This is a genomic window from Microcystis protocystis FBCC-A270 (assembly GCF_050500235.1).
GTDB classification, from domain to species: domain Bacteria; phylum Cyanobacteriota; class Cyanobacteriia; order Cyanobacteriales; family Microcystaceae; genus Microcystis; species Microcystis ichthyoblabe_A.
The window spans coordinates 1,089,447-1,113,342 of the sequence record NZ_CP191407.1 but is presented as its reverse complement, the minus strand read 5'-3'; the positions used below and the strand labels follow the sequence as shown (position 1 = coordinate 1,113,342).

Sequence of the window (23,896 nt, the reverse complement as noted above, 5' to 3'; positions counted from 1 at the left end):
GATTAGGAAACATTTATGTTATGATTTTCAGAGTAAGCCGGAGATGATAAGACACCATGAAAAATCGCATCTTTACTGTTATTTTGTACAAAGAAGATAATATGTACATTGCTGAATGTCCAGAAGTTGGCACAGTAGATCAAGGAGAAACAATTGAGCAGGCGATTGCTGGATTGAAAGAAGCCACACGGCTTTACCTAGAGGAATTTACCTTACCAGAAACATCCCCTAGATTTGTGACCAGTATTGAGGTTAGTTATGCCTAAGCTGCCACGAATCTCTAGTGGGGAGGCAATTAGATCTCTTGAACGCTTAGGCTTCGAGCAAGTTCGTCAAACAGGTAGCCATGTTGTGATGAAGAAAGAAACCGAAGAGGGCAAAATCGGTTGTGTTGTCCCTGTACATCGGGAATTGAAGGTTGGTACATTAAGTGGAATTCTGAAACAAGCCCAAGTCACAGTTGAAGAGTTCATTGAACATCTATAAGGTCTGACAAATCAATGCACTCGAAGTGATACCAAAAATATTTAGTCCCCCCAGAGAACCCCCTTAGTCCACATAGCACACTTTTCTTTTTTTGTCAAATTTTATGTTAAGAAAGATGTAACTAATGGATAGGGGGACTGTCAAAGATTAACCGTCTTCGTATTCGGGGATTCTTTCCTTTTTCTTCTCGGTGATATTGATCCGGGGGGGATTGTAATCCGGTTCCACGTCATCATCCCACATATCATCCTCGGCCTTATCTTGGTAATCGTCGTACTGAGGACGAGAAAAGCTTTCTGCGCGTTCTGAGCGAGCTTCTCCCCAGTTATCTTCTTCTTCCTCGTATTCTTCCTCATAATAACGAGCCTCGGCCCGTTTTTGCGGTGGGGGAGTGGCACGCAGGGGTTCTTTTTCCCATTCATCCTCACTCCAGCGTTCCTCAACGGGTTTAGCGGCCTCCACGGGGGTGCGGAGGGGAATACCCGTACCTAACTGATTTTCTGGACGAGCAGCGGGGGTATAATAAGCTTCTTCCTCTTCTCTTTCCCAGGGGGGACGACCAATACCCAAACGTTCCAAAACCCCCACACTAACCTGTGTGAGACGTTCTTCGGCCCCTTCAAAGACGATTAAGCGATTCGGACCGCTGCTAACCACTTCTTCGATAGAAATTTCGTAGGTACTGATCAATTGTTCGGGGATCAGAGGCAATCCCAGGGAAGCAATGATAATGGAATGTAATTGACCACTGAGGGGATCAAATTGATAATCGCGGACTTTGCCTAAAGGTTCGCCGGTTTCCGTGATCACTTCACTACCGATTAAGGGAGTATAAGCATCGATATCGACGGATTCCAAGACGTTATCATCTTCCACGAGAACCACGTCTCCTGTCTGACTGATGCTCGATAAATACATATATTGAGGCATTCCCGACAAGGAGAGGATATTGTCGCGGAGTCCCAGGGCAAATACTTCTCGTTGATCGATATCTACTAGGATATCTTTAACAACGCCGAGTTTTTTGCCTGTATTGCGAGTGATAACCTGTGTATTTAAAAATTCTGAACGTAAGCGACTATTCTCTGTGATCATTTTTTCCTATGGGTAGGCGTTAGGGCGTGGGAATACGAATTATTGTAGGCTTAATATATAGGGCGAAATTGAGTGTTAATTTACCGATATTAGCTTAGATCTTAAAGTTCCCTGAGATTAACACTTTTTTTGGCCTTGTTTGGGCGATAGTTTCGGGTGATAGATAGGGTTAAACCCATTTTAGCTAATTCTTTACATTTTTTTAGTAACAACAAAACAGGAGCTAGAGAGAAACTCCCTTGGCTCCTGCTGTCTAGATTTTGATTACATAGTTAAAGACTGCACCTCAGTTTCGATCAGTTTAGCCAAGTCTTGCAGGAAGGAGGCCGCATCGGCCCCGTAGATGACTCGGTGGTCACTGGTGAGATTAACCGTCATCTGTTTTTGCACTCCGAATAAACCATCTTTATTGACGACGATTTGGGGACGGGAAGCACCCACGGCCAGGATTGCGCCTTGGTTGGGGGGTAAGATAGCGGTAAAGCGATCGACTCCGAACATTCCCAGATTAGAAATGGTAAAAGTACCGCTATTGTATTCTTCCGGTTGCAGTTGTTTACTGCGGGCGCGATCGACTAAATCTTTCCAACTGCGGGAGAGGGAATAGATATCCATCTGGTTCGCAGAGCGCAAAACCGGCGTAATTAAGCCACCATCGGGCATAGCCACGGCTACAGCCACGTTAATCGCCCCGTGGTATTGAATTCCTGCGTCGCTATAGCAGGCATTAACGATCGGATGTTTAGCGAGGGTATTAGCTACCGCTTTTGCTAACAAGGCCGTCATGGTGACACCCTTGGATTTTAGCTGTTGATAGAGTTGATCCAGTGGGTCGGTGGTGATAGTGTAGCCCACTTGGAAGGTGGGAACCTGTAGGCTAACCGACATATTCTGGGCGACGGCTTTTTGTAGAGTGGTGAGGGGAACAGTCCGGCCGACTGGGGCGCTGGTTGGAATCGGGGCTTTAGGAGCCGCTACAGGGACGCTGACGGGTTGCGGGGGAGTAATGACAGGAGCGGGGGCGGTGCTGACTTTTCCTGTCGATTTTTCTACGTCTTCGGCGGTAATTCGTCCGTGGGGACCGCTACCCACTAGGGTTTTCAGATCCACCTTTAATTCTTTAGCCAGTTTTTTGGCCCTGGGAGAGGCGACTAAACGGCCATTATCTTTAACGACGGCGACGGGGATCGAAACGGGAGGCGGAGCGATTTCTGGGGTCTCTACGGGCTTGCTAGGGGCGACTGCGGCGGTTTTTCCCTGAGCTTTGGCCAGTTCAATTTCCGCTTCAGTTTCGGCAATATAGGCGATCGCTTCCCCCACGGGTGCTTCCTGGCCAGCTTCGACTAAAATTACAGCGAGATAGCCATCATAAAACGATTCCACGTCCATGTCGGCTTTGTCGGATTCGACCACTAACACCGTTTCCCCTTTGGTGACTTTTTCCCCGGGGGACTTCACCCAAGAAACTATTTTTCCTTCGGTCATGGTGGAACTGAGCGCGGGCATGAAGATATCTCGAATCATGGTGGAGTGCTTCTATCTCTAATGTTTTGAGCCATAGCGCATTTTACCACAGTTGATGGGGGTGGGGGGCTTTTCAGTGAGCAGTAATCAGTAATCAGTAATCAGTGAACTGCAAACTCACATCTGATAACTGCAAACTCACATCTGGTAACTGGTAACTGATAACTGATAACTGATAACTGGTGACAGAGGGAAAAAGAGAAGGGAAAACGGCCCCTTCTCTGCCGTATCTAGACAAAAATTGTTCTAGTTGCCAATATGGACCGGTTGTGCTTGCAGAGATTCAACTAAACCGCGCACGGCTGCCACCATGGCCACTTCATTATCCAATTGATTGATCGCCGAACCAACACCGATACCGGCCGCTCCAGCAGCGATCGCCATAGGAGCGGTGACAATGGATAAACCAGAAGCGCAGAGGACGGGAACCTTAACCGCATGGGAAATAGCGTGGGCTGCCGCTAAAGTCGGGGCAGCTTTTTCAATCAGTCCCAAAATACCGGCGTGACGGGGTTGACTGCTAGTGCCGCCTTCGGTTTGAATAATGTCAGCACCCTGACTAACTAGAGCTTCCGCTAGTCTCACCTGTTCATCGAGGGGCAGCAGATGGGGAACTGTCACAGACAGGGTAATTTCGGGCAGTAGGTCGCGAGTTTGACGGGTTAGGGCTAAAACTTCCGCCGCCTCAAAAATGCGTCCTTGGGCATAAAAACTATCGAAATTACCGATCTCAATTAAATCAGCCCCGGCCGCCACTGCCATCACCAACAATTCTGGCTCGACGGCCGATACACACACGGGTAAATTTGTCAAGGCTTTTACGGACCCAATTAGGTCAGCATTAGCGGCAATATCGACAAAAGTTGCTCCTCCGGCTGTAGCGGCTTTAACTACTGAGAGAACCTGCGAGCGATCGAAATTATTTAACCCACTAATCACTTTCAGGGCATGACGACGGGCGAAGGCTTGCTGTAAGGCAAAATTGATCATTAATCTACACCTATCTGGAATTCTCAAAAAACATTTTCCCACCTTCTCGCTAGTAAGAGGGTGGGATTTGAGAATTCTTAGGGAAATTTTCTTTAATTTAGGTTTTGATTCTCTTGGTTTTTGCGCTTGAGGTTTTGCAGTTGTTGCAGCAGTACCTCGATTTCCGCTTCTAGATGCAGGTATTTCACCTGTTGGTCAGCTTGGTAGGTGGTGCGAATCTGTTTCATGGCGGAGGATTCCTTAGTTAGTACAGTTGTCATAGCGGTATCTATAGAGTGCTGATTATGTTCAATTGTTTCAATTTGTGTATAGTACCTTGACAATGTCTTAAAGAAAACCTTTTTATGGTAGTTTCTCAACTGGCACAGGATGAAAGAGGGGAAAAATTCTTGCAACCAAGGGGATCGGAGTGCGATATACTCAGTCGCGAACGATATTGGCAAGCATGACCATGGTAGCGGTAGCAATTTTAGCAGCGGGTAAGGGAACCCGAATGAAGTCCAGCCTTCCGAAAGTTTTACATCCCCTCGGCAGTCGATCGCTAGTGGAACGGGTACTTAATGTCAGCGAATCCTTGCATCCCCGGCGAAAACTGGTAATTATCGGTTATGAAGGGGAACAGGTGCGAAATACTCTACAGCATCTTGCGGATATCGAATTTGTTGAACAAAAGGAACAGTTAGGCACTGGCCATGCTATTCAGCAGTTAATCCCCCATTTAGAGGACTTTCAGGGGGATTTGTTGGTCTTAAATGGCGATGTTCCCCTGTTGCGTCCCGAAACCTTGCAAAATCTTCTCCAGATTCATAAAAACCATGGTAACGCTGCCACCCTCTTAACTGCTAACCTCCCTAACCCGAAAGGTTACGGTCGAGTTTTTTGTGATGGCAATAATCTCGTTAAGCAGATTGTCGAAGAAAGAGACTGTACCGATGCCCAACGACAAAACCACCGGGTTAATGGGGGTATATACTGCTTTAATTGGTCAAAATTAGCGGCGATACTGCCTAATTTAACTCCCAATAACGATCAAGGTGAATACTATCTCACAGATGTGGTCAATTTTCTCGATCCCGTCATGGCTGTGGATGTGGAGGATTGTTTAGAAATTAGCGGCATTAACGATCGCAAACAATTGGCCGCCGCCTATGATATCCTGCAAACTAGAGTCAAAGATGATTGGATGGCCGCTGGAGTCACCATAATTGACCCCGATAGTGTCACCATTGAGGATACTGTCACCCTCAGTCCCGATGTGATTATCGAACCCCAAACCCATCTGCGCGGTGAGACGATAATCGCTTCCGGTTGTCGTATAGGTCCGGGGAGTTTAATCGAAAATAGTCGGATAGGCAGCGATGTAACGGTCTTATTTTCGGTTATTTCTGATAGTCAGGTGGATTCTGGTTGTCGCATCGGTCCCTATGCTCATTTGCGCGGAGAAGCGAAAATTGGGGCTAATTGTCGAGTCGGTAATTTTGTTGAAATTAAAAAAAGTGACATCGGCAATAAAACCAATATTGCCCATTTATCCTATCTGGGAGATGCCACTTTAGGGGAAAAAGTGAACGTTGGTGCGGGAACAATTACTGCTAATTACGATGGCGTGAAAAAACACCAAACTATGATCGGCAGTGGCACAAAAACTGGGGCAAATAGTGTTTTAGTGGCCCCTTTAAAATTAGGAAAAAATGTCACCGTGGCCGCTGGTTCAACTATCACTAAAAATGTCCCCGATAACGCTTTAGTTATTGCTCGCGAAAGTCAGCGTGTGATCGAAAATTGGTCAGATCAGTTTCAGTAGGTTATGGCAGTTATCAGTTATCAGTTATCAGTTCACTGTTTACTGTTTACTGTTCACTGATGGTGTCTAAGGCGTTAAATTTGCGTGATGAAGCATGAAATGTTATAAAAATCTCAGTTCTCCCTATAGAAAAGAGTAAAAACTTTATGGCACGCACCGAGTCCACAATGTTAGATTTGGGGACAAAAGCTCCCAGTTTTGCCTTACCCGATGTGGTTTCGGGTGAAACTATTTCTCTGGACAGCTTTGCGGCTAAAACCGCTCTGTTAGTCATCTTCCTCTGTGAACATTGTCCCTTTGTTAAACACATTCAAGAAGAACTTACCCGTCTAGGTTGCGATTATGCTAACACCAATCTGGGCATCCTCGCCATTAGTTCTAATGACGTGGAGAAATATCCCGATGATTCGCCGGAAAATTTGAAAAAAATGGCGATAACCCTTGACTTTAAATTCAATTTATGCTATGACGAAAGCCAAGAAGTGGCGAAAGCTTACACGGCAGCCTGTACTCCCGATTTTTTCCTCTTTGATAGTCAGCGCATTCTAGTCTATCGCGGTCAATTGGATGATAGTCGTCCTAGTAATGGTGTACCGGTGACAGGCAAAGATCTCCGGGCCGCTATTGACAAGGTTTTAGCCGGTCAACCGGTGCCGACGGAGCAAAAACCCAGTTTAGGCTGTAATATCAAATGGAAACCGGGTAATGAGCCACCCTATTATGGTTAATTAACGAAGGGTGTAGGGTGTAGGGTGTGGGGAGTGGGGAGTGGGGTGTGGGGTGTGGGGAGAATAAATAAAATAATCTCCTATCTCCTGACTCCTGACGACCGACTCCTAACTCCTAACCCCACCAACAAGCTTTTTGCCGCAAATCCTACTTATGAGACTATTTCAATAGCGTAACCGATTGCTGTGCTAATAAGGCAGTACCATAGGCTGCTTGATCCTGTTGAGATAAAAGCACGGGAACCCCTAAATGACGCTGACGAATTATTCTCCAAGTCGGATTTTTTGCCCCACCACCGGCACTATAAACTCGCTCTAATTTATTGGCCCCCAATTCCTGTAAACGCTGATAACCTAAAGCTTCAATGCGGGCAATACTTTCTAGTAAACCATGCAAAAATTCTAGAGGATTATCGGGGCGAGGAGTCAGTTTTGCAGGTAAAAAAGGATCATTAATGGGAAAGCGCTCGCCCGCTTTTAGTAGAGGATAATAATCTAAATTACTTTCTTTTTGTCCATCTATTGCTAAACTATAATTTCTCAATTCTTCATGAGAAAAAAACTTCTTTAACACTGCTCCCCCCGTATTAGATGCCCCACCGGTTAACCACAAATTTCCTAAACGATGACTATAGATGCCATAGTTACTATCATCAACTTTCTGGCTACTTAATAATTTTAAGACTAAAGTTGAACCTAAAGATGTCACTGCATCCCCTAAAGAATTAGCACCACTGGCTAAAAATGCCGCTATGCTGTCGGTGGTTCCCGTATAAATTAAACAATCTTTCGGGATAGCAAAACGAGTCACTAAATCTGGTTTAATAGTATCGATCGCTGTACCCGGGGCAAAAATTTGCGGTAATAAATTAAACATCGGTAAATTCTCTAACCAATCGGGATAACAGAGATTTTCGAGATCATAACCTAACTTTAAGGCATTGTGATAATCACTAATTCCCAGTTTACCGTGCAGGAGAAATGCTAACCAATCCGCTTGCGAGAGAAAATAACGCGCTTGCGAAAAAATTTCTTGTTCACTCCACCAAAGTAATTTAGCTAAACTGGAGGTAGCAATAATCACGGGATGGTGAGGGGGTGCAATGCCTTTAATTGCTTCTAAAAACCCAATTCCTCGCCCGTCATTGTATAATATGGCCTCAGAAAGAGGATTACCCCAATTATCACATAATAACACCGTCGAGGAAGTACCATTAATTGCGATCGATTTAAGTTCTGAACGCACCGAATCCCCTAGATTATCCAATAAATAAAATAGGGCCTTTTGCCAATCCTGAAAATTGGCATTAGTGAAAGGATAATGAACCTCAGCGACGATATTTTTGCTAGAATCAATAGCAATCGCTCGCGCTCCCGATGTGCCAAAATCAATACCTAAAGATAAACCCATAGATGTCTTCACAACCCCCTCATTCTGGCTACCATTGGGATGGTATCACTTCCCGATTCTTTGAAGGTTGGTACTTCCGAGTCATGATTCCGCAATTAGCCGATGGATTCGCCTTTATGTATTCTATTCAAGACCCAAGGGGCGGTCAAGTCAATAGCGGCGGAGCAGTACAAATTTTAGCCATAGAATCTAATTATCTTTGTCGCACTTTTCCCGATACGGATAAATTTTGGGCAAGTCGTCAGGAATTAGCCATTATCCATTGGGGAAAAACTAACTTAAAAATCCGTCCCCGTCTGCTTTCTTCGTCAGATTTTTTTGAGTCTATTCGAGAAGGTTATCAAGCAACGGCAAACCAGCAGCAAGGACGAATTTATGATCCCGTCACTGGAGAAATCTGTCAATGGGATTATCGCATTGAAACTAGGTACACTTGGGGAGATAACAAGCGTCCACCCCAAGCAACAGCAGGAATATTATCTTATTTACCGATTTTTGACCCGGGTTGGCAGATTTTAACTGCTCATGGTTTAGCAACGGGAATGATTACCCATCGGGGAAAAAATTATCAATTTGAGAATGTACCTTTTTATAGCGAGAAAAATTGGGGTTATTCTTTCCCCGAAAAGTGGTTTTGGATTAATTGTAATGCTTTCCCTGAAAATCCCGATTTAACCTTAACCGCAGTGGGTTCTACCCGGAAAGTTCTTAACTGGACGGAATCGGTGGGAATTATCGGTATTCACTGGCAAAATCGCTTTTATAAGTTTGATATCTGGAATTCTCAACTAACTTGGACAGTGCAACCCTGGGGATACTGGGAAATGAGGGCAACCAACGAGAATTATACCATTGTCTTAATCGGGATCAGTGACCATCCTCCCGATCGCGTGCGTGTACCCACGGAAAAAGGTCTCTGTTTTGCTTGTCAAGATACACTCAAAGGTAAATTATCGATAAAATTGGCTGATAGTCGTGGTAAAACCCTTATAAATGCCTCTAGTCGTCTAGCTGGTCTCGAAATTGGCGGTATTTGGCCATCAGCTTGGATTAAACAGTGATTTAAATCACCATTACGAGGGGAGAATATCCAGTTATCTGGCTGCATCTCAGACAACATTGAGAGGCAGCCTCGATATTCTCTAGAAAATGCTCGATTACCAGCTAATTACTTTAACCGTTTCCTTAAATAAATTTGCTTCTAGGGAATCGGGGGAACTTGTCACCACACCGGCAATTAGATCTTCGGGTTTTATGGCTGCTTGTTTCATACAGGAGGGACAAATTAAGACTTTTCCCCCTTGACTGATGAAATCTACTAACATTGCTTGCAGGGTTTTACCGGTGATACCGTTAGTGTGTTGAGGAATGGTCGTCGCTGCCAGGTGTACCCCTGTAATATTCAAAAAAATGGTGGTTGAGTGACCTTTTTTCAGCATATTGGTGGCGACACCAATGGCCATTGCAGCTCGCCAAGGATCATCGGTGGTTAAATTAACAAATAAATCGGATTTTTGTTGACCGACAGCGATTATTGCTTCGTTAGTTTGTACTGGAGAAAGGGAAGGATTAGCCAAGACTGGGATAGATGTAACTAAGGATAATCCGACAAGGGAACCAAGGGCTAAAGATTTTAATAACATTTTCTTGTCCTCTTGCTGCTGGGTGCAATGAAAACATTTTCATTATGATAACTTCTGGAAAATCTTGTCAACAGACAGCCTGTCAAACTTTAATTTTTGTTGCGGATAACAAAAACCATCTACTAATAAAAATGATAATTATTTACTTATCTAACATTTTATCTAATCTTTCCTGAATCAATAAAGCTAGGGAAGAACGCAAAAAAAATAAACCAAATAACCCCGCTAAACTGAAGGGAATAATAGCTAGTTTGCTATAGTTGGTGTCTAATAAAAATATGGCTGAGATAATGCTAAATCCCAATAGACAGACATTGATTAATACTTTAATTCCCAGATAAATTCTTTTCAGAAGTCGCTCATTTTCGCGTGACTTAACTTGAAAAACTAAATTTCCTCGCTCGATTTTTTCCTCTAATTGACGGATCATTCTTTCGTTTTTATTACCTTTTTGCCATTGTTGTTTAAGAAAAGTGCGAGCTTGATTAGCTAGGGTAAGCATGGTGTTGGTAGTTCCTCCTGATACCGCTAGACTTTTCACAAAAGGTTGACTAGCTGCTAATAAATTATACTGAGGATCTAAAGAGCGGGCAATCCCATCCAAAGTGGTGACAGATTTAATAATAAAAGTCATTTGGGGAGGTAAGCGAAAAGGTTGCTGTTTAAACATTAAATACACTTGATCGCTAATTTGTTCAAAGACCCTCACATCTACCGGTTTATCGCGAAATTCATCTAAGAGAAACTGGACGATATTTCGCACGGGCTGCAGATCTCTAACGGGTTCAATTAAACCCATATACACCAGAGTTTTTAAGACTGTTTCCGTATCCTTTCTCAAGACAGCGAAAAAGGTTTCGATCATTTGATCTTTAGCGACGGACTTTAACTCGAACATTGTGCCAAAATCGTAGAAAATTAACTCCCCTTCCTGACTAACTGCCATATTACCCGGATGGGGATCCGATTGGAAAAAACCATCCTGTAATAGTTGTTTGAGATAGGAACAAATCCCCAGTTGAATAATCCCATCTACGTTAATACCATTAGCTAGTAAAGTCTCTCGATCATCGACTTTAATCCCGGGTACATACTCCAAAGTTAATACCTTGCGGGTGGTATATTGCCAGTAAACTAAAGGGACTTTTACTTGAGGATAATTCTTAAAATTTTCCCGAAAGCGATCAGCATTTTTGCCCTCATGAATATAATCGATTTCTTGAAAGAGTAGTTCAAAGAATTCTTGATATATAGCTTCTAAATTATATTTTTTCACCACGGGTAAAATATTTAACCAACGGGTGAGACGATGCAACAATTCAAAATCGAGATTAAATAGTCCTTCTAGATTCGGTCTTTGTACCTTAATAACGACTTCTTCCCCACTTAATAACCGCGCTCGATGTACTTGTCCTAAACTGGCACAAGCGAGGGGAGACACGGTAAAACTTGCAAATAAATTATCTAGGGGTTGTCCTAATTCTGTTTCAATAACTCGGATCGCTTCTTGACTATTAAATTCGGGAACTCGATCCTGTAATTGGGTTAATTGTTCGATATATTCGAGCGGAATTAAATCTGCTCGCGTCGATAAAGATTGTCCAATTTTAATAAAAGTTGGTCCCAAATTCATGAGGCGATCAACTAACCATTTCGCTCTCCTTTGCCGTTTTTTGCCCCTATTAGCCCCCGTTAGACGATCCCAGAGCAAAAAAGTCAAAAACTGCGTTGTAAAGCTAAATATCTCCAATTGACGAACAATCGGTGATCGCAAGCTTTGCTGCCAATGTAAAGACTTCGAGGAATCAAAGGGAGTAAGCATCAGTTATCAGTTATCAGTTATCAGTTATCAGCAAAACCGATCTACAGCGTTTCTCGTCAAGGTGAAGTATAAATTAAACCTTGCCGAAGCAAGGATTCCAGTCGCAAAAATGTGCTTCATCTATCTGAGAAATGCTGTCAAGTGTTACCTTCCCGTTTCCGAATTCGCCGGTAAAAATCCGGATTTTCAGTTTTTAATCTCTGGGACGGGGTAAACCCAGATCTACCGATAGAAGATGACTGCAAGCAAAACCAGAAAAGGCCACCGCGTTTAATCCTTGACCGGGGAAGGTACTATCTCCCACACAATAAAGATTAGGAATAGCTGTGCGATTAAAGGGCATTCCTAATAAACCTAACAGTTTTCTTCGCGGTATTGGGCCATAACTGCCATCGATTCTATTCAAAAAGCGGCGATGGGTGCGGGCCGTGCCAATTTCGATATAATCTAATCCTGTATCTAGTTTGGGAAAGAGTTTTTTCAGGCGCTCGATGAGACGATGAGCAGCGGCCTCTTTTTTCTGTTGATATTCTTGGGGGGGCAGTTTTTGCCATTGATCAATCCAGCTAGGGGTGAAAGTATGAATGATATGATGGTCTGGAGGTGCTAGGGAGGGATCGAGTAAGGTAGGAATAGAAACAAAGATAGTTCCCTGTTCTGCTTCCATATTTTCCCAATCTTCTAGTAAAATATGGTGACATTCGCTTCCTGATGGTAATACATCGGCCTTAACTCCCAGATGCAAACTCAGGAAACTGGGGGATTTTTGATAGCGTTTTTGCCATTTTTTTTCGCTACCCGGGAGAGATTCCGGGGGGAGTAGTTTCTCGAAGGTATCCCAACGGGTGGCATTAGAAACAATCTTTTTCGCGTAATATTCTTTACCATTGGTCAATCTTACCCCGATCGCCCGTCCTGCATCTAAAATAATCTTATTCACTCTCGCTTGATACTGGATTTCACCACCAGCTTTTTCCAATCCCGCGACTAACTTGAGAGCAATCTGTCCCACTCCCCCCCGGGGATAGTTAATTCCCCCGTAATGGCGATCGCTAAAGACCATTCCCGCATTAATCATCGGAGTGCGATCGGCGGGTACTACCGACCAACAATAACATTCCATATCGATAAATTTCAATAATTTCGGGTCTTTAATATATTTTCTGGCCACATCTCCCGCATTTTGGGGTAAATACTTGACCAATCCCAAACAGGATAAAGGATGCTGGAAAAAAACCCTAGTCAGATAGCGGGGTTCTTCCAATGATAGTAAATCCATACTATTGAGGCAATTAAACACCTGCCAGCATTCATCGTAAAAGCGCCGGATACCGGTTTTTTCTGCGGGAAAATGGCTAATTAATTCCTGTAAAAATTGTTCGTAGTCGCGATGAACTTTTAAGTCTAATCCGTCCGGGAGATGATAATGGATCTGGACGGGATCGGCAATGGTTTCGATACTCATATCCACCGCTGCCAAAGCTTTGGTTAAGAGGTTAGTCGTCCCCTTTTTGCCAAAACCAAAAATCATCGAAGCACCCACATCAAAACGATAACCCTCTCGTTCAAAATAACCCGCGCTGCCCCCCGGAATCAGATAACTCTCTAAAACCAAGACTTTTGCTCCTTTTGCCGCTAATTGCGTCGCTGTCACCAATCCCCCGATTCCCGACCCAATCACGATCGCATCGTACTGATTACTCATAACTTGACTCGATAAATTTTTGCATCAATTCTTGATTGTAACCCTTGACTAGCGGTCATCTATCGGCTAGTTTGGGGGAGCAAAAAATTTTTGGGGAGCGATGAAAAGTTGCTAAAAGGAAAAAAGTCCGGCTCTCTTATTCTTTGTGTGATCTCGCGTAGCGAGCGCGTTGCGACCAGTTTAACTTACTCTAGAAGTGATCAATCTTTGTGTCCTCTGTGTCTGGAGTGGTTCCCTCCACTCCCTCGCCAGCAGGACTGTATCTTAGAATATATTTTGCCCACCAAACCTAAGAGAGCCAAAGTCTTGACAAATCCCGCCGCTTGACATAATTGGATTTAGGTGATATTATGTTGCGGAAAGACGGACAGTGCTACTGTTATAAAAAATATTGGCTCTTCTCGTTTGTGTATGGAAGAGAGAAGAATAGGGGTAGTTTTCCGTAAATATATTCTTCAAAGCCTTGCCTAGCAAGACTCGTCCGAATAATAAGCACTGATTACCAGACAAAGTCGAGAGGAGCCAAGTAATTTACCTTAAGATTAATTAATCAATTGGATAATGTATAGAAAACTGGCGAACAAAATCCTTAAATTGGCTAATTACCTATCTAGGTCATCGAAGCGATCTCTTTTAATGATCACCGACTGCCTTGTTTTTTGTCTAACCATCTATCTGGCCTTCTCTCTCAGGTTGAATCTGAGCCTCGAATATCGGGAAATTAGACCTTTTTTAGAGCCAATATTGGGCTTAATTGCCATTAAAACTCTAGTTTTCTATCTCAAAGGTATTTACCGTCCCGTAGTACGTTATACAGGATTAGAGTTTCTTTCCTCCGTACTGCAAGCGGTTCTCTATAGTTCAGGGTTTTTAATCATTCTGGCCTACTTTCAAGGGGATGCCTTTTTGCCGCGTTCAGTCCTGATTATCGACGCATTGTTAACCCTAGTATTGGTTATCGGGGTGAGATTGTTGATTCGTTCTGTCTTTCACCGTCTGAATATTTACGTCAGTAGTGTGGATAGAGAACCGACAATTGTTATCTATGGTGCGGGGGTTGTGGGTCGTCAATTGGCACGTTCCCTACAAAATGACCCCCACTATCGTTTATTGGCCTTTGTTGATGATAATCCCGATTTGCAGCACCGAGTGATCCAAGGCTTTAGGGTTTATCCCCCCTCTCAATTGGCACTACTGCACCAAAAAACAGCCTTTGACTGGGTTATTCTCGCTATTCCTAATGTAGCCAAGGCCAGAAAGCGGCAAATCATCGAAAGTCTAGAAACTTTACCCATCGACATTAAAACCGTTCCTCCCCTCTCAAAAATTTTATCGGGAGAAACGACCATCAATCAGATTCGCAGTGTCGATGTCTCGGAATTATTAGGACGGGAAGAAATTCTACCTCATCCCGAACTTTTGGGAAAAAATGTCACCGGTAAAGCGGTGTTAGTCACCGGGGGTGGTGGTTCCATCGGTTCGGAATTATGCCGACAAATCGCCTTCCTCAACCCAAAATGCCTGGTAATCTACGAATTAAACGAGTTTTCTCTCTACAAAATCGATCTTGATTTAAGCGAAAATTATAGCGATTTACGCAAGTATGCCTATCTAGGCAATGTTCTCGACCGCAATCATCTAGACCGAGTCATCCAACAACACCAGATTGAGACAATTTATCACACGGCCGCCTATAAGCACGTTCCCCTTGTGGAAGCCAATCCTAGTCAGGGGGTTTACACTAATGTTTGGGGCAGTTTAAATGTCGCTCAGACCGCGATCGAGAATTCAGTTAGTAATTTAGTTCTTATTTCCACCGATAAGGCCGTCAGACCAACTAACATTATGGGGGCCAGCAAACGCTGTGCTGAGTTAGTCGTGCAAGCTTTGGCCGCTTTACCCGACAGTTCCACCTGTTGCGCGATCGTCCGCTTTGGCAATGTTCTCGATAGTAGCGGTTCCGTGGTGCCGCGTTTCCGGGAACAAATCGCCCAACGTAAGAATATTACCCTCACCCATCGCGATATTATTCGCTATTTTATGTCTATTCCAGAGGCGGTGCGTTTGGTTATACAAGCGGGAGCCATGGCTAAGGGGGGTGAGGTATTCCTGTTAGATATGGGTGAACCGGTAAGAATTTACGATTTGGCCCTACAGATGATTCGTTTAAGTGGCTTGGAATTAGGGCAAGATATCGATATTGAAATCACGGGATTAAGACCGGGGGAAAAACTCTACGAAGAATTATTAATCGATACCGATAAAGCTCGTCCCACCTCTCACCCAAAGATTTTTTGCGCTCATGAACACTTTCTTGCTTGGGAGGAATTGCAAATCAAATTAGAACAACTGCTTAATTCTATTCAAGTTAATGACCGTCAGGGCCTAGTTAAGTCCCTACAAGATTTAGTTCCCGAATACCAACCCCCGCAGCAAATGGCAAGTAATTTGTCAAATCAAAAGTGAAAAAGAGGAGTTTTATCTCTCCTCTTAATCTAATTGAACCGAATGCTCTTGTTTTAATTGCTTTTGGATAGCTTTTACCGTCTGCTCAATTTTATTGATTCCGCGAGAAGAAGGGCGATTTATTCTATCAGCTAGAGGAGAAGTTTGTTGAATAGCAATGCTTAAATAAAGAGGAAAAGCGAGGGTAAAGGCTAAAAAAAGACGTTGTAACATGATCCACTCCCACAAAAGTTCTTCAGCGATTATTTAGCCGGCTGAAACTTCTAACAGAATAACGACTAACTAGGAAAATTTCAGCCAGTTTGTGACAGTCCGGCAATTGGTGGGGCAATCCTAAAGAATTAGTGCTGAAACCCTCAACCCTAGACCGAGAGTCTGATACATTGATCTAGAAACATGATCGATCGCCCTATCTATGCATAAAATTCCAGTTACTGTGATCACGGGTTTTCTGGGTGCGGGAAAAACTACCCTCATCCGTCATCTACTGCAAAATAATCAAGGCCGACGGGTGGCCGTTATGGTCAATGAATTCGGAGAAGTGGGAATTGATGGTGATTTGTTGAAAAGTTGTCAGACCTGCGACGACAACCCCAACGATAATATTGTGGAATTGACCAACGGTTGTCTGTGCTGCACAGTACAGGAAGAATTTCTCCCCACCATGCAGAAATTGCTGGAGCGACGGCAACAGTTGGATTGTATGCTGATCGAAACTTCCGGATTAGCTTTACCTAAACCTCTGGTTCAAGCTTTTCGCTGGCCGGAAATCCGCAACGGTGCGACGGTGGACGGAGTAATCACCGTGGTGGATGGTTTTGCTATCGCTAGGGGTCGTCTGGTGGCGGATTTAGATGCTTTAACGGCACAAAGGCAAGCAGACCCCAATTTAGAACACGAAACGCCTATTGAGGAGTTATTTGAGGATCAGTTAGCCTGCGCTGACCTGGTACTCCTAACTAAAACCGATCTCATCAGCGAAATTGAATTAGAAAAAATTATTAATTGGCTGAAAACACAACTGCGATCGACGGTAAAAATAGTTACTTGTGCCGATGGACAAATTAGCCCCGATGTGCTATTGGGATTTAATGCCGCCGTCGAGGATAATTTAGCTAGTCGTCCTAGTCATCATGATCACGAGGAAGAACACGATCACGATGAGGATATCAATTCTGTGCAGTTTTGCCTCGATTCTCCCGTAGATGCCCGAATTTTGACCCAACGGATCAAGGAATTGGTGGCCCGAGAAGAAATCTATCGGGTCAAGGGATTTGTTAACGTGGCCAACAAACCGATGCGTATGGTGTTACAGGGAGTCGGCGATCGCTTTGATTCTTTCTTTGATCGACCCTGGCAATCCACGGAAACGCGGCAAACTCGCTTGGTCTTTATCGGCCGCTCCCTCGATAGTCAGAGAATCGAGCAGGCCTTAACTAGGGTTTGCTGAAGAAGTTTTTCCTAGGGACAGGGTGTGGGGTAGGGAGATTATTTTTATTTATTCTCCCCTCTCCCTTCTCCTTTCTCCCCCTCTACAATAATTACTCGCAGCCAGAAATACGTTGGGTAGTATCATACTTTGTGCTTTTTGTCAAAAAAACTTTTTTTTTGCAATAAAACTACACAAAAAAAAGATCATCGTTATGGGTGAAATTGACTGATTTGACCGTCTTAATTAGGATCACCTTCTAGGTGTGGCAAGGGTTTCAACCATTGCTGCCCAAAAAAGCACAAAATAACCCATTGTGAAATTCTATCAAATCGCTGTAACCCTTGTAACATCGTTGTTAAATAAAAATCCTTCTCAATTAATTCTTAAGAATTTGTAAATATTGCGGAATGTTAATTTAAATATTCTCAAGTTTTTGCAGTCAATAAATAATTTTTGCTTATCTTTGATCAACAGAGGCAGTCCCAATGAAAAAATTTTCACCCCCACAGATGAAAGAGGTTTCTTTCCCCACACCCCACACCCCACACCCCACACCCCACACCCCACACCCTACACCCCACTGAAAAAGCTCCGGCGTTCGATCGCCCGGATAGATGGTCGGGGATTTGGGTTAGGGTAGTAAAAGATACAGATTACCCACCCTTCCAGACCAAAAATTATGACGAATACCAGTAACCCGCTGCTTGCCGGTCAAGGATTACCGGCCTTTGACCAAATCCAACCCGGCCTGATTGTCCCTGGCATGACGCAACTTTTGCAGGAACTGGCCAGAGAATTAACCGAACTAGAAGCGCAGATTACCCCCACCTGGGAAAAATTAGTCGAACCCCTCACCCGGATTGAAGAACGTTTAAGCTGGAGTTGGGGGATTATCGGTCATCTGATGGGGGTAAAAAATAGCCCAGAATTGCGTCAAGCTTACGAAACCGTACAACCACAGGTAGTCGAGTTTATTAGCCGTTTAAGCCAAAGTAAACCCATTTATGAAGCATTTTTGTCCCTGCGCCAAGGGGAAAGCTGGGGGCAATTAGACGAGGCACAACAGCGCATTGTCGAAGCTTCCCTGCGGGATGCCCAATTGGCTGGGGTGGGATTGGTAGGGGAGAAAAAAGACAGATTTAACGCGATTCAACTGGAATTAGCGGAAATCACCACGAAATTTTCTAATAACCTCCTCGATGCCACCAAAGCTTTTCAACTAAAACTAACAACCCCAGAAGATATCGCCGGTTTACCCCCTAGTCTCCTCAGTTTAGCCGCCCAAACCGCCCGCACCCAAGGAGAAACTAACGCCAGCAACGAAACTGGCCCCTGGGTGATTACCCTCGATTTTCCCAGTTATTTCCCCTTTATGAAGTACAGCGATAATCGGGAATTGCGCGAAAAACTCTATAAAGCCTACGTTAGTCGGGCTGATCTGGGAGAATTGGATAATAATCCCTTAATCGATCGCATTTTGCAACTTCGTCAGGAACAGGCCCATCTTCTAGGTTATAGTACCTACGCCGAGGTCAGTCTTGCCCGGAAAATGGCCAATTCTGTGGATGAAATCGAGAAATTGCTTGACAATTTGCGCCAAGTAAGCTATGAAGCGGCAAAACAGGATTTAGAGGCCTTAAAAACTTTTGCGGGAACCGACGATCTCAAGAATTGGGATATAGCCTATTGGTCAGAAAAACAGCGTCAGGCCAAGTTTAACTTTAGTGCCGAGGAATTACGCCCCTATTTCCCCCTACCACGGGTTTTAGAAGGCATATTTAGCCTCGCTAAACGGATTTTTGGGGTAGAAATTATCGCTGCCGACGGTAAAGCACCTATCTGGCATCCCGATGTGCGTTATTTCCAGATTAACGACGAAAAGGGCGAAAAAATCGCCTATTTCTACCTCGATGCCTACAGTCGTCCCGCCGAAAAACGCGGCGGTGCTTGGATGGATGTCTGTATCGGTCGGGCCAAAACCGGCACCGAGGTGCGTTTACCTGTGGCTTATTTAATCTGCAATCAAACCCCTCCAGTGGACGGAAACCCCAGTTTAATGACCTTTGAGGAGGTAACTACCCTATTTCACGAATTTGGCCACGGTTTACAGCATATGTTAACCACTGTGGACTATTCTGGCGCGGCGGGTATTAATAACGTTGAGTGGGACGCAGTGGAATTGCCCAGTCAATTTATGGAAAATTGGTGTTATGATCGCCCTACTTTAATGAGTATGGCCAAACACTACCAAACCGGTGAAACTCTCCCCGAACATTACTATCAAAAACTGCTCCTAGCTAAGAATTATATGAGCGGTTCGGCTATGCTGCGTCAGTTACATTTGTCTTTAGTAGATTTGGAATTACACCATCGCTATCAACCCAATGGCAGCGAAACTCCTAAACAAGTCAGACAGCGTTTAGCGGCAACGACGACGATCATTCCTCCCCTACCGGAAGATGCTTTCTTGTGTTCTTTTGGACATATTTTCGCTGGCGGTTATGCGGCGGGTTACTATAGTTATAAATGGGCAGAAGTCCTCAGTGCCGATGCTTTTGCCGCTTTCGAGGAAGTAGGATTAGATAACGAAGAAGCAGTGAAAGCGATCGGTCGTCGTTTTCGCGACACTGTCTTAGCTATGGGGGGAAGTTCCCATCCTATGAATGTTTTTAAAGCTTTCCGCGGTCGTGAACCTAGTACCGAGCCTCTCCTCCGTCATAGCGGCTTATAAAAGTAGTCAAACACTTTTCTTTGTGGTGCGTTACGGTAATATTTAGCTCTTGATTTTTTCCCTAAAAACAAGGGATTGTCTAACGCACCCTACTTTCATAAATAGGCTCTCAAACTTGCTGTAAAAATAGAAATGATAAGTTACAATACTATTGTTCTATACATTACCAATCTAGCCTTTGATAAAATTTATGGAATCATCTACTCTACCGATTCATAATCCAGCCGAACGTTTATTAATTATCCTACAAAGATGTTCTCAAGACGAAACTGACGAATCAGTTCAAGCAGTTTTAGCAAGAGCAATGGAAGTGAAAAATGACACTGATTCTGTTCAGAAAGGGTTGATTCAATTACTACAGCTTATTTATCACATAGAAGATCAACTACAATATTTTTCTTCAAACAAACAGTCTTCCTATAAAAGACTTATGAAAGAAATTAGTGATGAATTAATTAGTGTATTTTCACAACTTCAAATAAAGTGGTTAAGTCATTCAGCATATCCATTAAACTCTCCTGACTGGCACGCTCTACATTGGCTTCCTTCTTGTGTAGAAGATGTTGAGCAAATATATTTAAGCAAAGAGGATTTGAACAGGTTAAGGGAAGAAATCTTAGGTTTAATTCAAATGATTGAAGATAGCAAAATTACGCAAGAGTTTAAACAATTTCTGCTGATTAAATTAAATGAAGTCCTAGAAGCTCTTAACAAATTTTACATCGTTGGCTATAATGGTCTTCGCAAGGAAATTTTGGCTACTCTGGCTGAGTTGAGAATTAATGAAGTCGAAGGCGAAGATAGAGAAACTAAGAAAAATGTATGGCAAAAATTACATGAATTTTTAACAAAAATAGTTCCAGAAAAAGCACAAAAGATTAATCCGCCAATTAGTCTCCCTGTCAATGTTTATAAGCTGGTAGAAATGATCAACAATCATAATATTTTGCCTCCAGGTAATTAACAAAAAAGGGTTGCTATCATATTTAAATCTTAGATTTTGGTGTGTTACGCTTCGCTAACACACCCTACTATATATTTTTATTAAGAATTATCCGTCCCTTGTAACATTAAATCTTAATTCTTAACAAATTACCCTAGATTCTCAGAGAAAAACTGATTATAATAAAGGGAACTGAACAGAACTGCTCGATCGATAGATAACTGATTAATTAAAGTTTTATTACTTTTGATGGCCTGGGATTAAGAGAAGTAAATTTATTCTTGATCGCTCCCTGAAAGTGAGAAGAAATAGTTTTAATAAACAAAGAGTTTTCAACTTGGCAAAAATCCTCTAGGGGCAATACACATGGAAGTTATAACCGAGACAATTAACCCAACTTCGATCGAACGGGAACCGATCCATCTCTATAACCGAATTCAACCGCACGGGGTGCTTTTAGTTCTCAGCGAACCGGAGCTAAAAGTCAGCCAAACTAGCAATAATAGCCGCAGTTTATTGGGTATTTCTCCGGGGGAAATTATCGGTAAAACCCTAGAGGAAATCTTCGATCCCTTTCAGATCGATCCTCTAAAATCAGCCATAGAAAATAACGATTTTGATGCTCTCAATCCTGCCAAAATTTGGGCGCGGGTTAAAGGGGATGATTTTGCCGTCTTTGATGCTATTTTCCACCGTAACGCCGAACAAATGCTGATTTTAGAGTTAGAACCAGCTATTTCCTATGAAAACATTCCTTTCCTGAGATTCTATCACCTAGCCAAAACTTCGATCGATAAACTTGAAGCCACCCGTAGCCTGAAAGATTTCTGTAATATCATCGTTAAAGAAGTGCGAAAAATGACAGGATTCGATCGAGTTATGTTATACAAATTCGACGAAGAAGATAACGGTGATGTGATAGCAGAAGACAAAATAGAGCAACTAGAACCCTATCTAGGTTTACGTTATCCCGCTTCCGATATCCCTCTCCCGGCACGAAATTTATTAAGCGCTAATTGGATTCGACAGATTCCCGATGCTACCTCTGAACCCGTCGAGCTAGTGCCTAGTCTTCATCCCGAAACCCAACAACCCTTAAATTTAACCCTGTCCAGTCTTAGAAGTGCTTCTCCCTGTCATTTAGAATATCTGCATAACATGGGAGTGGGAGCATCTCTAACCATTTCTTTGATTGAAAATAAACGTCTCTGGGGCATTATTGCCTGTCATCATCGCACCCCTAAATATGTACCCTACGAACTCCGTAAAGCCTGTGAGTTCTTAGGAAGAGTGATTTTTTCGGAAATATCGGCACGGGAAGAAACCGAGGATTATGACTATCGAGTAAAATTAAGCTTTGTGCAATCGCAATTAATCGATTATATGGCGGAAGCTAATAACTTTATTGATGGATTAATTGCCCATAAACCGAATCTGCTCGATCTAACTAAAGCCACAGGAGCCGCTATTTGTTTAGGCGGCAATTATACCTTAATTGGAGTAACACCGAGCGAAGAAGAACTAAATTATCTGATTACTTGGCTAGAAAAAAACGTCCATGAAGATGTTTACTATACTAATTCCTTGCCGCGAATTTATACCGATGCGGGTAAGTTTAAAGATATTGCCAGTGGTTTACTAGCAATTCCCATTTCTAAACGTAATTATCTCCTCTGGTTTCGTCCAGAAGTAATTCAAACCGTGAACTGGGGTGGTGATCCGGGTAAAGCGATCAAAACGACTGCCATAGATGGTAATATTCGTCTCTGTCCGCGTAAATCTTTCTCCCTCTGGAAAGAAACCGTTCGCCTCAAATCTTTACCCTGGAAAGCGGTAGAAATTAACGCCGCACTAGAATTACGAAAAGCGATCGTCAATATCATCTTAAAACAAGCCGATGAATTGGCACGTTTAGCGCGGGATTTGGAACTATCAAACGCCGAATTAAAAAAATTCGCCTACGTCGCTTCCCACGATTTACAGGAACCCCTCAATCAAGTCGCCAACTATGTGCAGTTGCTAGAAATGCGCTACACCGAAGAACTGGACGAAGATGCTAAAGAATTTATTACTTTTGCCGTCGAAGGTGTCAGCTTGATGCAAACATTAATAGATGATGTGCTGGCTTACTCAAAAGTGGATATGCAGGCGGTAGAGTTTAATACCATCGATGCTAATCTGGCACTGGAAAAAGCTCTCGCTAACCTGAAAGGGAGAATTCAAGAAAGTCAAGCTATAATCACCGTTGATCCTTTGCCAATTGTCATGGCAGATAAAACTCAGTTAATGCAATTGTTCCAAAATCTCATCGGTAATGCCATTAAATTCCGGGGAAAAGCAACCCCCACTATTCATATTGCTGCTCAACGTCAAGAGGAGGAATGGCTGTTCTCTATCAGCGATAATGGAATTGGCATCGATCCCCGATTTTCCGAACGCATTTTCGTAATTTTCCAACGACTGCACACCCGCGACGAGTACCCCGGCACAGGTATGGGTTTGGCGATTTGTAAGAAAATTATCGAGTGTCATCGCGGACGAATTTGGGTAGAATCCCAATTAGGTAAAGGAGCGGTTTTCTATTTTACAATTCCCCTAGGAGGTAACGAGCGTGAGCGCTGGCGAGGACGTGCCACACAAAATTATCTTATTAGTGGAGGACAGTAAAGCTGATATTCGCCTCATCCAAGAGGCATTAAAAACTAGCACCGTCCCGCACGAATTAGTTATCGTTAGGGATGGTGTCAACGCCATGGATTATCTGCGTCGAGAAGGGGAGTATCTCGATTCTCCTCGTCCTAATCTGATTCTTCTCGATCTGAATTTGCCAAGAAAAGACGGACGGGAGGTATTAGCGGAAATCAAAAACGATCCCAGTTTAAAAAGAATTCCTGTGGTGGTTTTAACCACTTCTCGCAACGAGGAGGATATTTTTTATAGCTATGAACTGCACGTTAATTGTTATATAACCAAGTCGCGCAATCTCAACGATTTGTTCAAAATTGTCAAAAATATCGAGGCTTTTTGGTTAGAAACCGCTACTTTACCTGGGGAGTGAATCATTATCAGTGATCAGTTATCAGTTATCAGGAGTCGGTCGTCAGTAGTCAGGAGTC

The 23,896-nt window shown here is 43.3% G+C and carries 20 protein-coding genes; 11 read left to right on the top strand and 9 right to left on the bottom strand.

Going from position 1 to position 23,896, the window contains the following annotated elements:
• Positions 1 to 56 precede the first annotated feature (56 nt).
• Both ACQY1X_RS05420 and ACQY1X_RS05415 read left to right on the top strand, forming a co-directional pair.
• Positions 57 to 266 carry a type II toxin-antitoxin system HicB family antitoxin gene (locus ACQY1X_RS05420; RefSeq protein WP_002734849.1) on the top strand — a complete coding sequence of 70 codons (210 nt, stop codon included), beginning with the start codon at positions 57 to 59 and terminating at the stop codon, positions 264 to 266.
• Positions 259 to 486 (top strand): type II toxin-antitoxin system HicA family toxin, encoded by a 228-nt coding sequence (locus ACQY1X_RS05415; RefSeq protein WP_430014131.1) that lies wholly within the window; start codon positions 259 to 261, stop codon positions 484 to 486. The genes ACQY1X_RS05420 and ACQY1X_RS05415 overlap by 8 nt, the downstream gene beginning before the upstream one ends.
• 147 nt (positions 487 to 633) lie before the next feature.
• On the opposite strand, the gene ACQY1X_RS05410 is transcribed toward ACQY1X_RS05415, so the two are convergent.
• The 4 genes from ACQY1X_RS05410 to ACQY1X_RS05395 all read right to left on the bottom strand — a co-directional run bounded on the left by ACQY1X_RS05410 (position 634) and on the right by ACQY1X_RS05395 (position 4,355).
• Positions 634 to 1,581: a PRC-barrel domain-containing protein gene (locus tag ACQY1X_RS05410; protein ID WP_430014130.1), complete on the bottom strand. Its 948-nt coding sequence runs from the start codon at positions 1,579 to 1,581 to the stop codon at positions 634 to 636.
• A 264-nt stretch (positions 1,582 to 1,845) separates the two neighbouring features.
• Positions 1,846 to 3,105, bottom strand: coding sequence for a dihydrolipoamide acetyltransferase family protein (locus ACQY1X_RS05405; protein ID WP_430014129.1), 1,260 nt, complete (start codon positions 3,103 to 3,105; stop codon positions 1,846 to 1,848).
• 246 nt (positions 3,106 to 3,351) lie between these two features.
• Complete coding sequence (locus ACQY1X_RS05400) at positions 3,352 to 4,095, bottom strand: DUF561 domain-containing protein (RefSeq protein ID WP_016514650.1); 744 nt, start codon at positions 4,093 to 4,095, stop codon at positions 3,352 to 3,354.
• A gap of 92 nt (positions 4,096 to 4,187) precedes the next feature.
• Positions 4,188 to 4,355, bottom strand: coding sequence for a hypothetical protein (locus tag ACQY1X_RS05395; RefSeq protein WP_002801704.1), 168 nt, complete (start codon positions 4,353 to 4,355; stop codon positions 4,188 to 4,190).
• A 191-nt stretch (positions 4,356 to 4,546) separates the two neighbouring features.
• On the opposite strand from ACQY1X_RS05395, the gene glmU reads away from it, so the two are divergent.
• Entirely contained in the window at positions 4,547 to 5,899 is a 1,353-nt protein-coding gene (gene glmU / locus ACQY1X_RS05390) for a bifunctional UDP-N-acetylglucosamine diphosphorylase/glucosamine-1-phosphate N-acetyltransferase GlmU (protein WP_123231147.1), read from the top strand.
• A gap of 146 nt (positions 5,900 to 6,045) precedes the next feature.
• Complete coding sequence (locus tag ACQY1X_RS05385; protein ID WP_287230265.1) at positions 6,046 to 6,627, top strand: thioredoxin family protein; 582 nt, start codon at positions 6,046 to 6,048, stop codon at positions 6,625 to 6,627.
• Between the two features lie 160 nt (positions 6,628 to 6,787).
• Here ACQY1X_RS05385 and ACQY1X_RS05380 read toward each other — a convergent pair whose 3' ends face one another.
• Entirely contained in the window at positions 6,788 to 8,038 is a 1,251-nt protein-coding gene (locus ACQY1X_RS05380) for an FGGY-family carbohydrate kinase (RefSeq protein ID WP_430014128.1), read from the bottom strand.
• Positions 8,039 to 8,040: 2 nt separating this feature from the next.
• Between ACQY1X_RS05380 and ACQY1X_RS05375 the strand changes: the two genes are divergently transcribed.
• The gene (locus tag ACQY1X_RS05375; protein ID WP_430015461.1) at positions 8,041 to 9,099 is read left to right on the top strand and encodes a tocopherol cyclase family protein; all 1,059 of its coding nucleotides are present in this window, start codon (positions 8,041 to 8,043) and stop codon (positions 9,097 to 9,099) included.
• 96 nt (positions 9,100 to 9,195) lie between these two features.
• On the opposite strand, the gene ACQY1X_RS05370 is transcribed toward ACQY1X_RS05375, so the two are convergent.
• The 3 genes from ACQY1X_RS05370 to crtH form a co-directional block, all read right to left on the bottom strand.
• Positions 9,196 to 9,681 carry a DsrE family protein gene (locus tag ACQY1X_RS05370; protein WP_002777498.1) on the bottom strand — a complete coding sequence of 162 codons (486 nt, stop codon included), beginning with the start codon at positions 9,679 to 9,681 and terminating at the stop codon, positions 9,196 to 9,198.
• A 142-nt stretch (positions 9,682 to 9,823) separates the two neighbouring features.
• Positions 9,824 to 11,503 (bottom strand): ABC1 kinase family protein, encoded by a 1,680-nt coding sequence (locus tag ACQY1X_RS05365; protein ID WP_430015460.1) that lies wholly within the window; start codon positions 11,501 to 11,503, stop codon positions 9,824 to 9,826.
• Positions 11,504 to 11,696: 193 nt separating this feature from the next.
• Complete coding sequence (gene crtH / locus ACQY1X_RS05360) at positions 11,697 to 13,208, bottom strand: carotenoid isomerase (RefSeq protein ID WP_002734584.1); 1,512 nt, start codon at positions 13,206 to 13,208, stop codon at positions 11,697 to 11,699.
• A gap of 636 nt (positions 13,209 to 13,844) precedes the next feature.
• On the opposite strand from crtH, the gene ACQY1X_RS05355 reads away from it, so the two are divergent.
• On the top strand, positions 13,845 to 15,674 hold the full coding sequence (locus tag ACQY1X_RS05355) for a polysaccharide biosynthesis protein (RefSeq protein ID WP_002731766.1): 1,830 nt from the start codon (positions 13,845 to 13,847) through the stop codon (positions 15,672 to 15,674).
• A gap of 24 nt (positions 15,675 to 15,698) precedes the next feature.
• Here the strand turns inward: ACQY1X_RS05355 and ACQY1X_RS05350 are convergent, their stop codons facing one another.
• Positions 15,699 to 15,887 carry a hypothetical protein gene (locus ACQY1X_RS05350; RefSeq protein WP_002732804.1) on the bottom strand — a complete coding sequence of 63 codons (189 nt, stop codon included), beginning with the start codon at positions 15,885 to 15,887 and terminating at the stop codon, positions 15,699 to 15,701.
• A gap of 202 nt (positions 15,888 to 16,089) precedes the next feature.
• Here ACQY1X_RS05350 and cobW point away from each other — a divergent pair, with 202 nt between their 5' ends.
• The 5 genes from cobW (at position 16,090) to ACQY1X_RS05325 (ending at position 23,838) form a co-directional block, all read left to right on the top strand.
• Complete coding sequence (cobW, locus tag ACQY1X_RS05345; RefSeq protein ID WP_002732696.1) at positions 16,090 to 17,124, top strand: cobalamin biosynthesis protein CobW; 1,035 nt, start codon at positions 16,090 to 16,092, stop codon at positions 17,122 to 17,124.
• Between the two features lie 661 nt (positions 17,125 to 17,785).
• On the top strand, positions 17,786 to 19,837 hold the full coding sequence (locus ACQY1X_RS05340; RefSeq protein WP_430014125.1) for a M3 family metallopeptidase: 2,052 nt from the start codon (positions 17,786 to 17,788) through the stop codon (positions 19,835 to 19,837).
• 190 nt (positions 19,838 to 20,027) lie between these two features.
• Positions 20,028 to 20,801 carry a hypothetical protein gene (locus tag ACQY1X_RS05335; protein WP_430014124.1) on the top strand — a complete coding sequence of 258 codons (774 nt, stop codon included), beginning with the start codon at positions 20,028 to 20,030 and terminating at the stop codon, positions 20,799 to 20,801.
• Positions 20,802 to 21,146: 345 nt separating this feature from the next.
• Complete coding sequence (locus ACQY1X_RS05330; RefSeq protein ID WP_430014123.1) at positions 21,147 to 23,447, top strand: ATP-binding protein; 2,301 nt, start codon at positions 21,147 to 21,149, stop codon at positions 23,445 to 23,447.
• On the top strand, positions 23,392 to 23,838 hold the full coding sequence (locus tag ACQY1X_RS05325) for a response regulator (protein WP_002758488.1): 447 nt from the start codon (positions 23,392 to 23,394) through the stop codon (positions 23,836 to 23,838). The genes ACQY1X_RS05330 and ACQY1X_RS05325 overlap by 56 nt, the downstream gene beginning before the upstream one ends.
• The last annotated feature ends 58 nt before the right edge of the window (positions 23,839 to 23,896 follow it).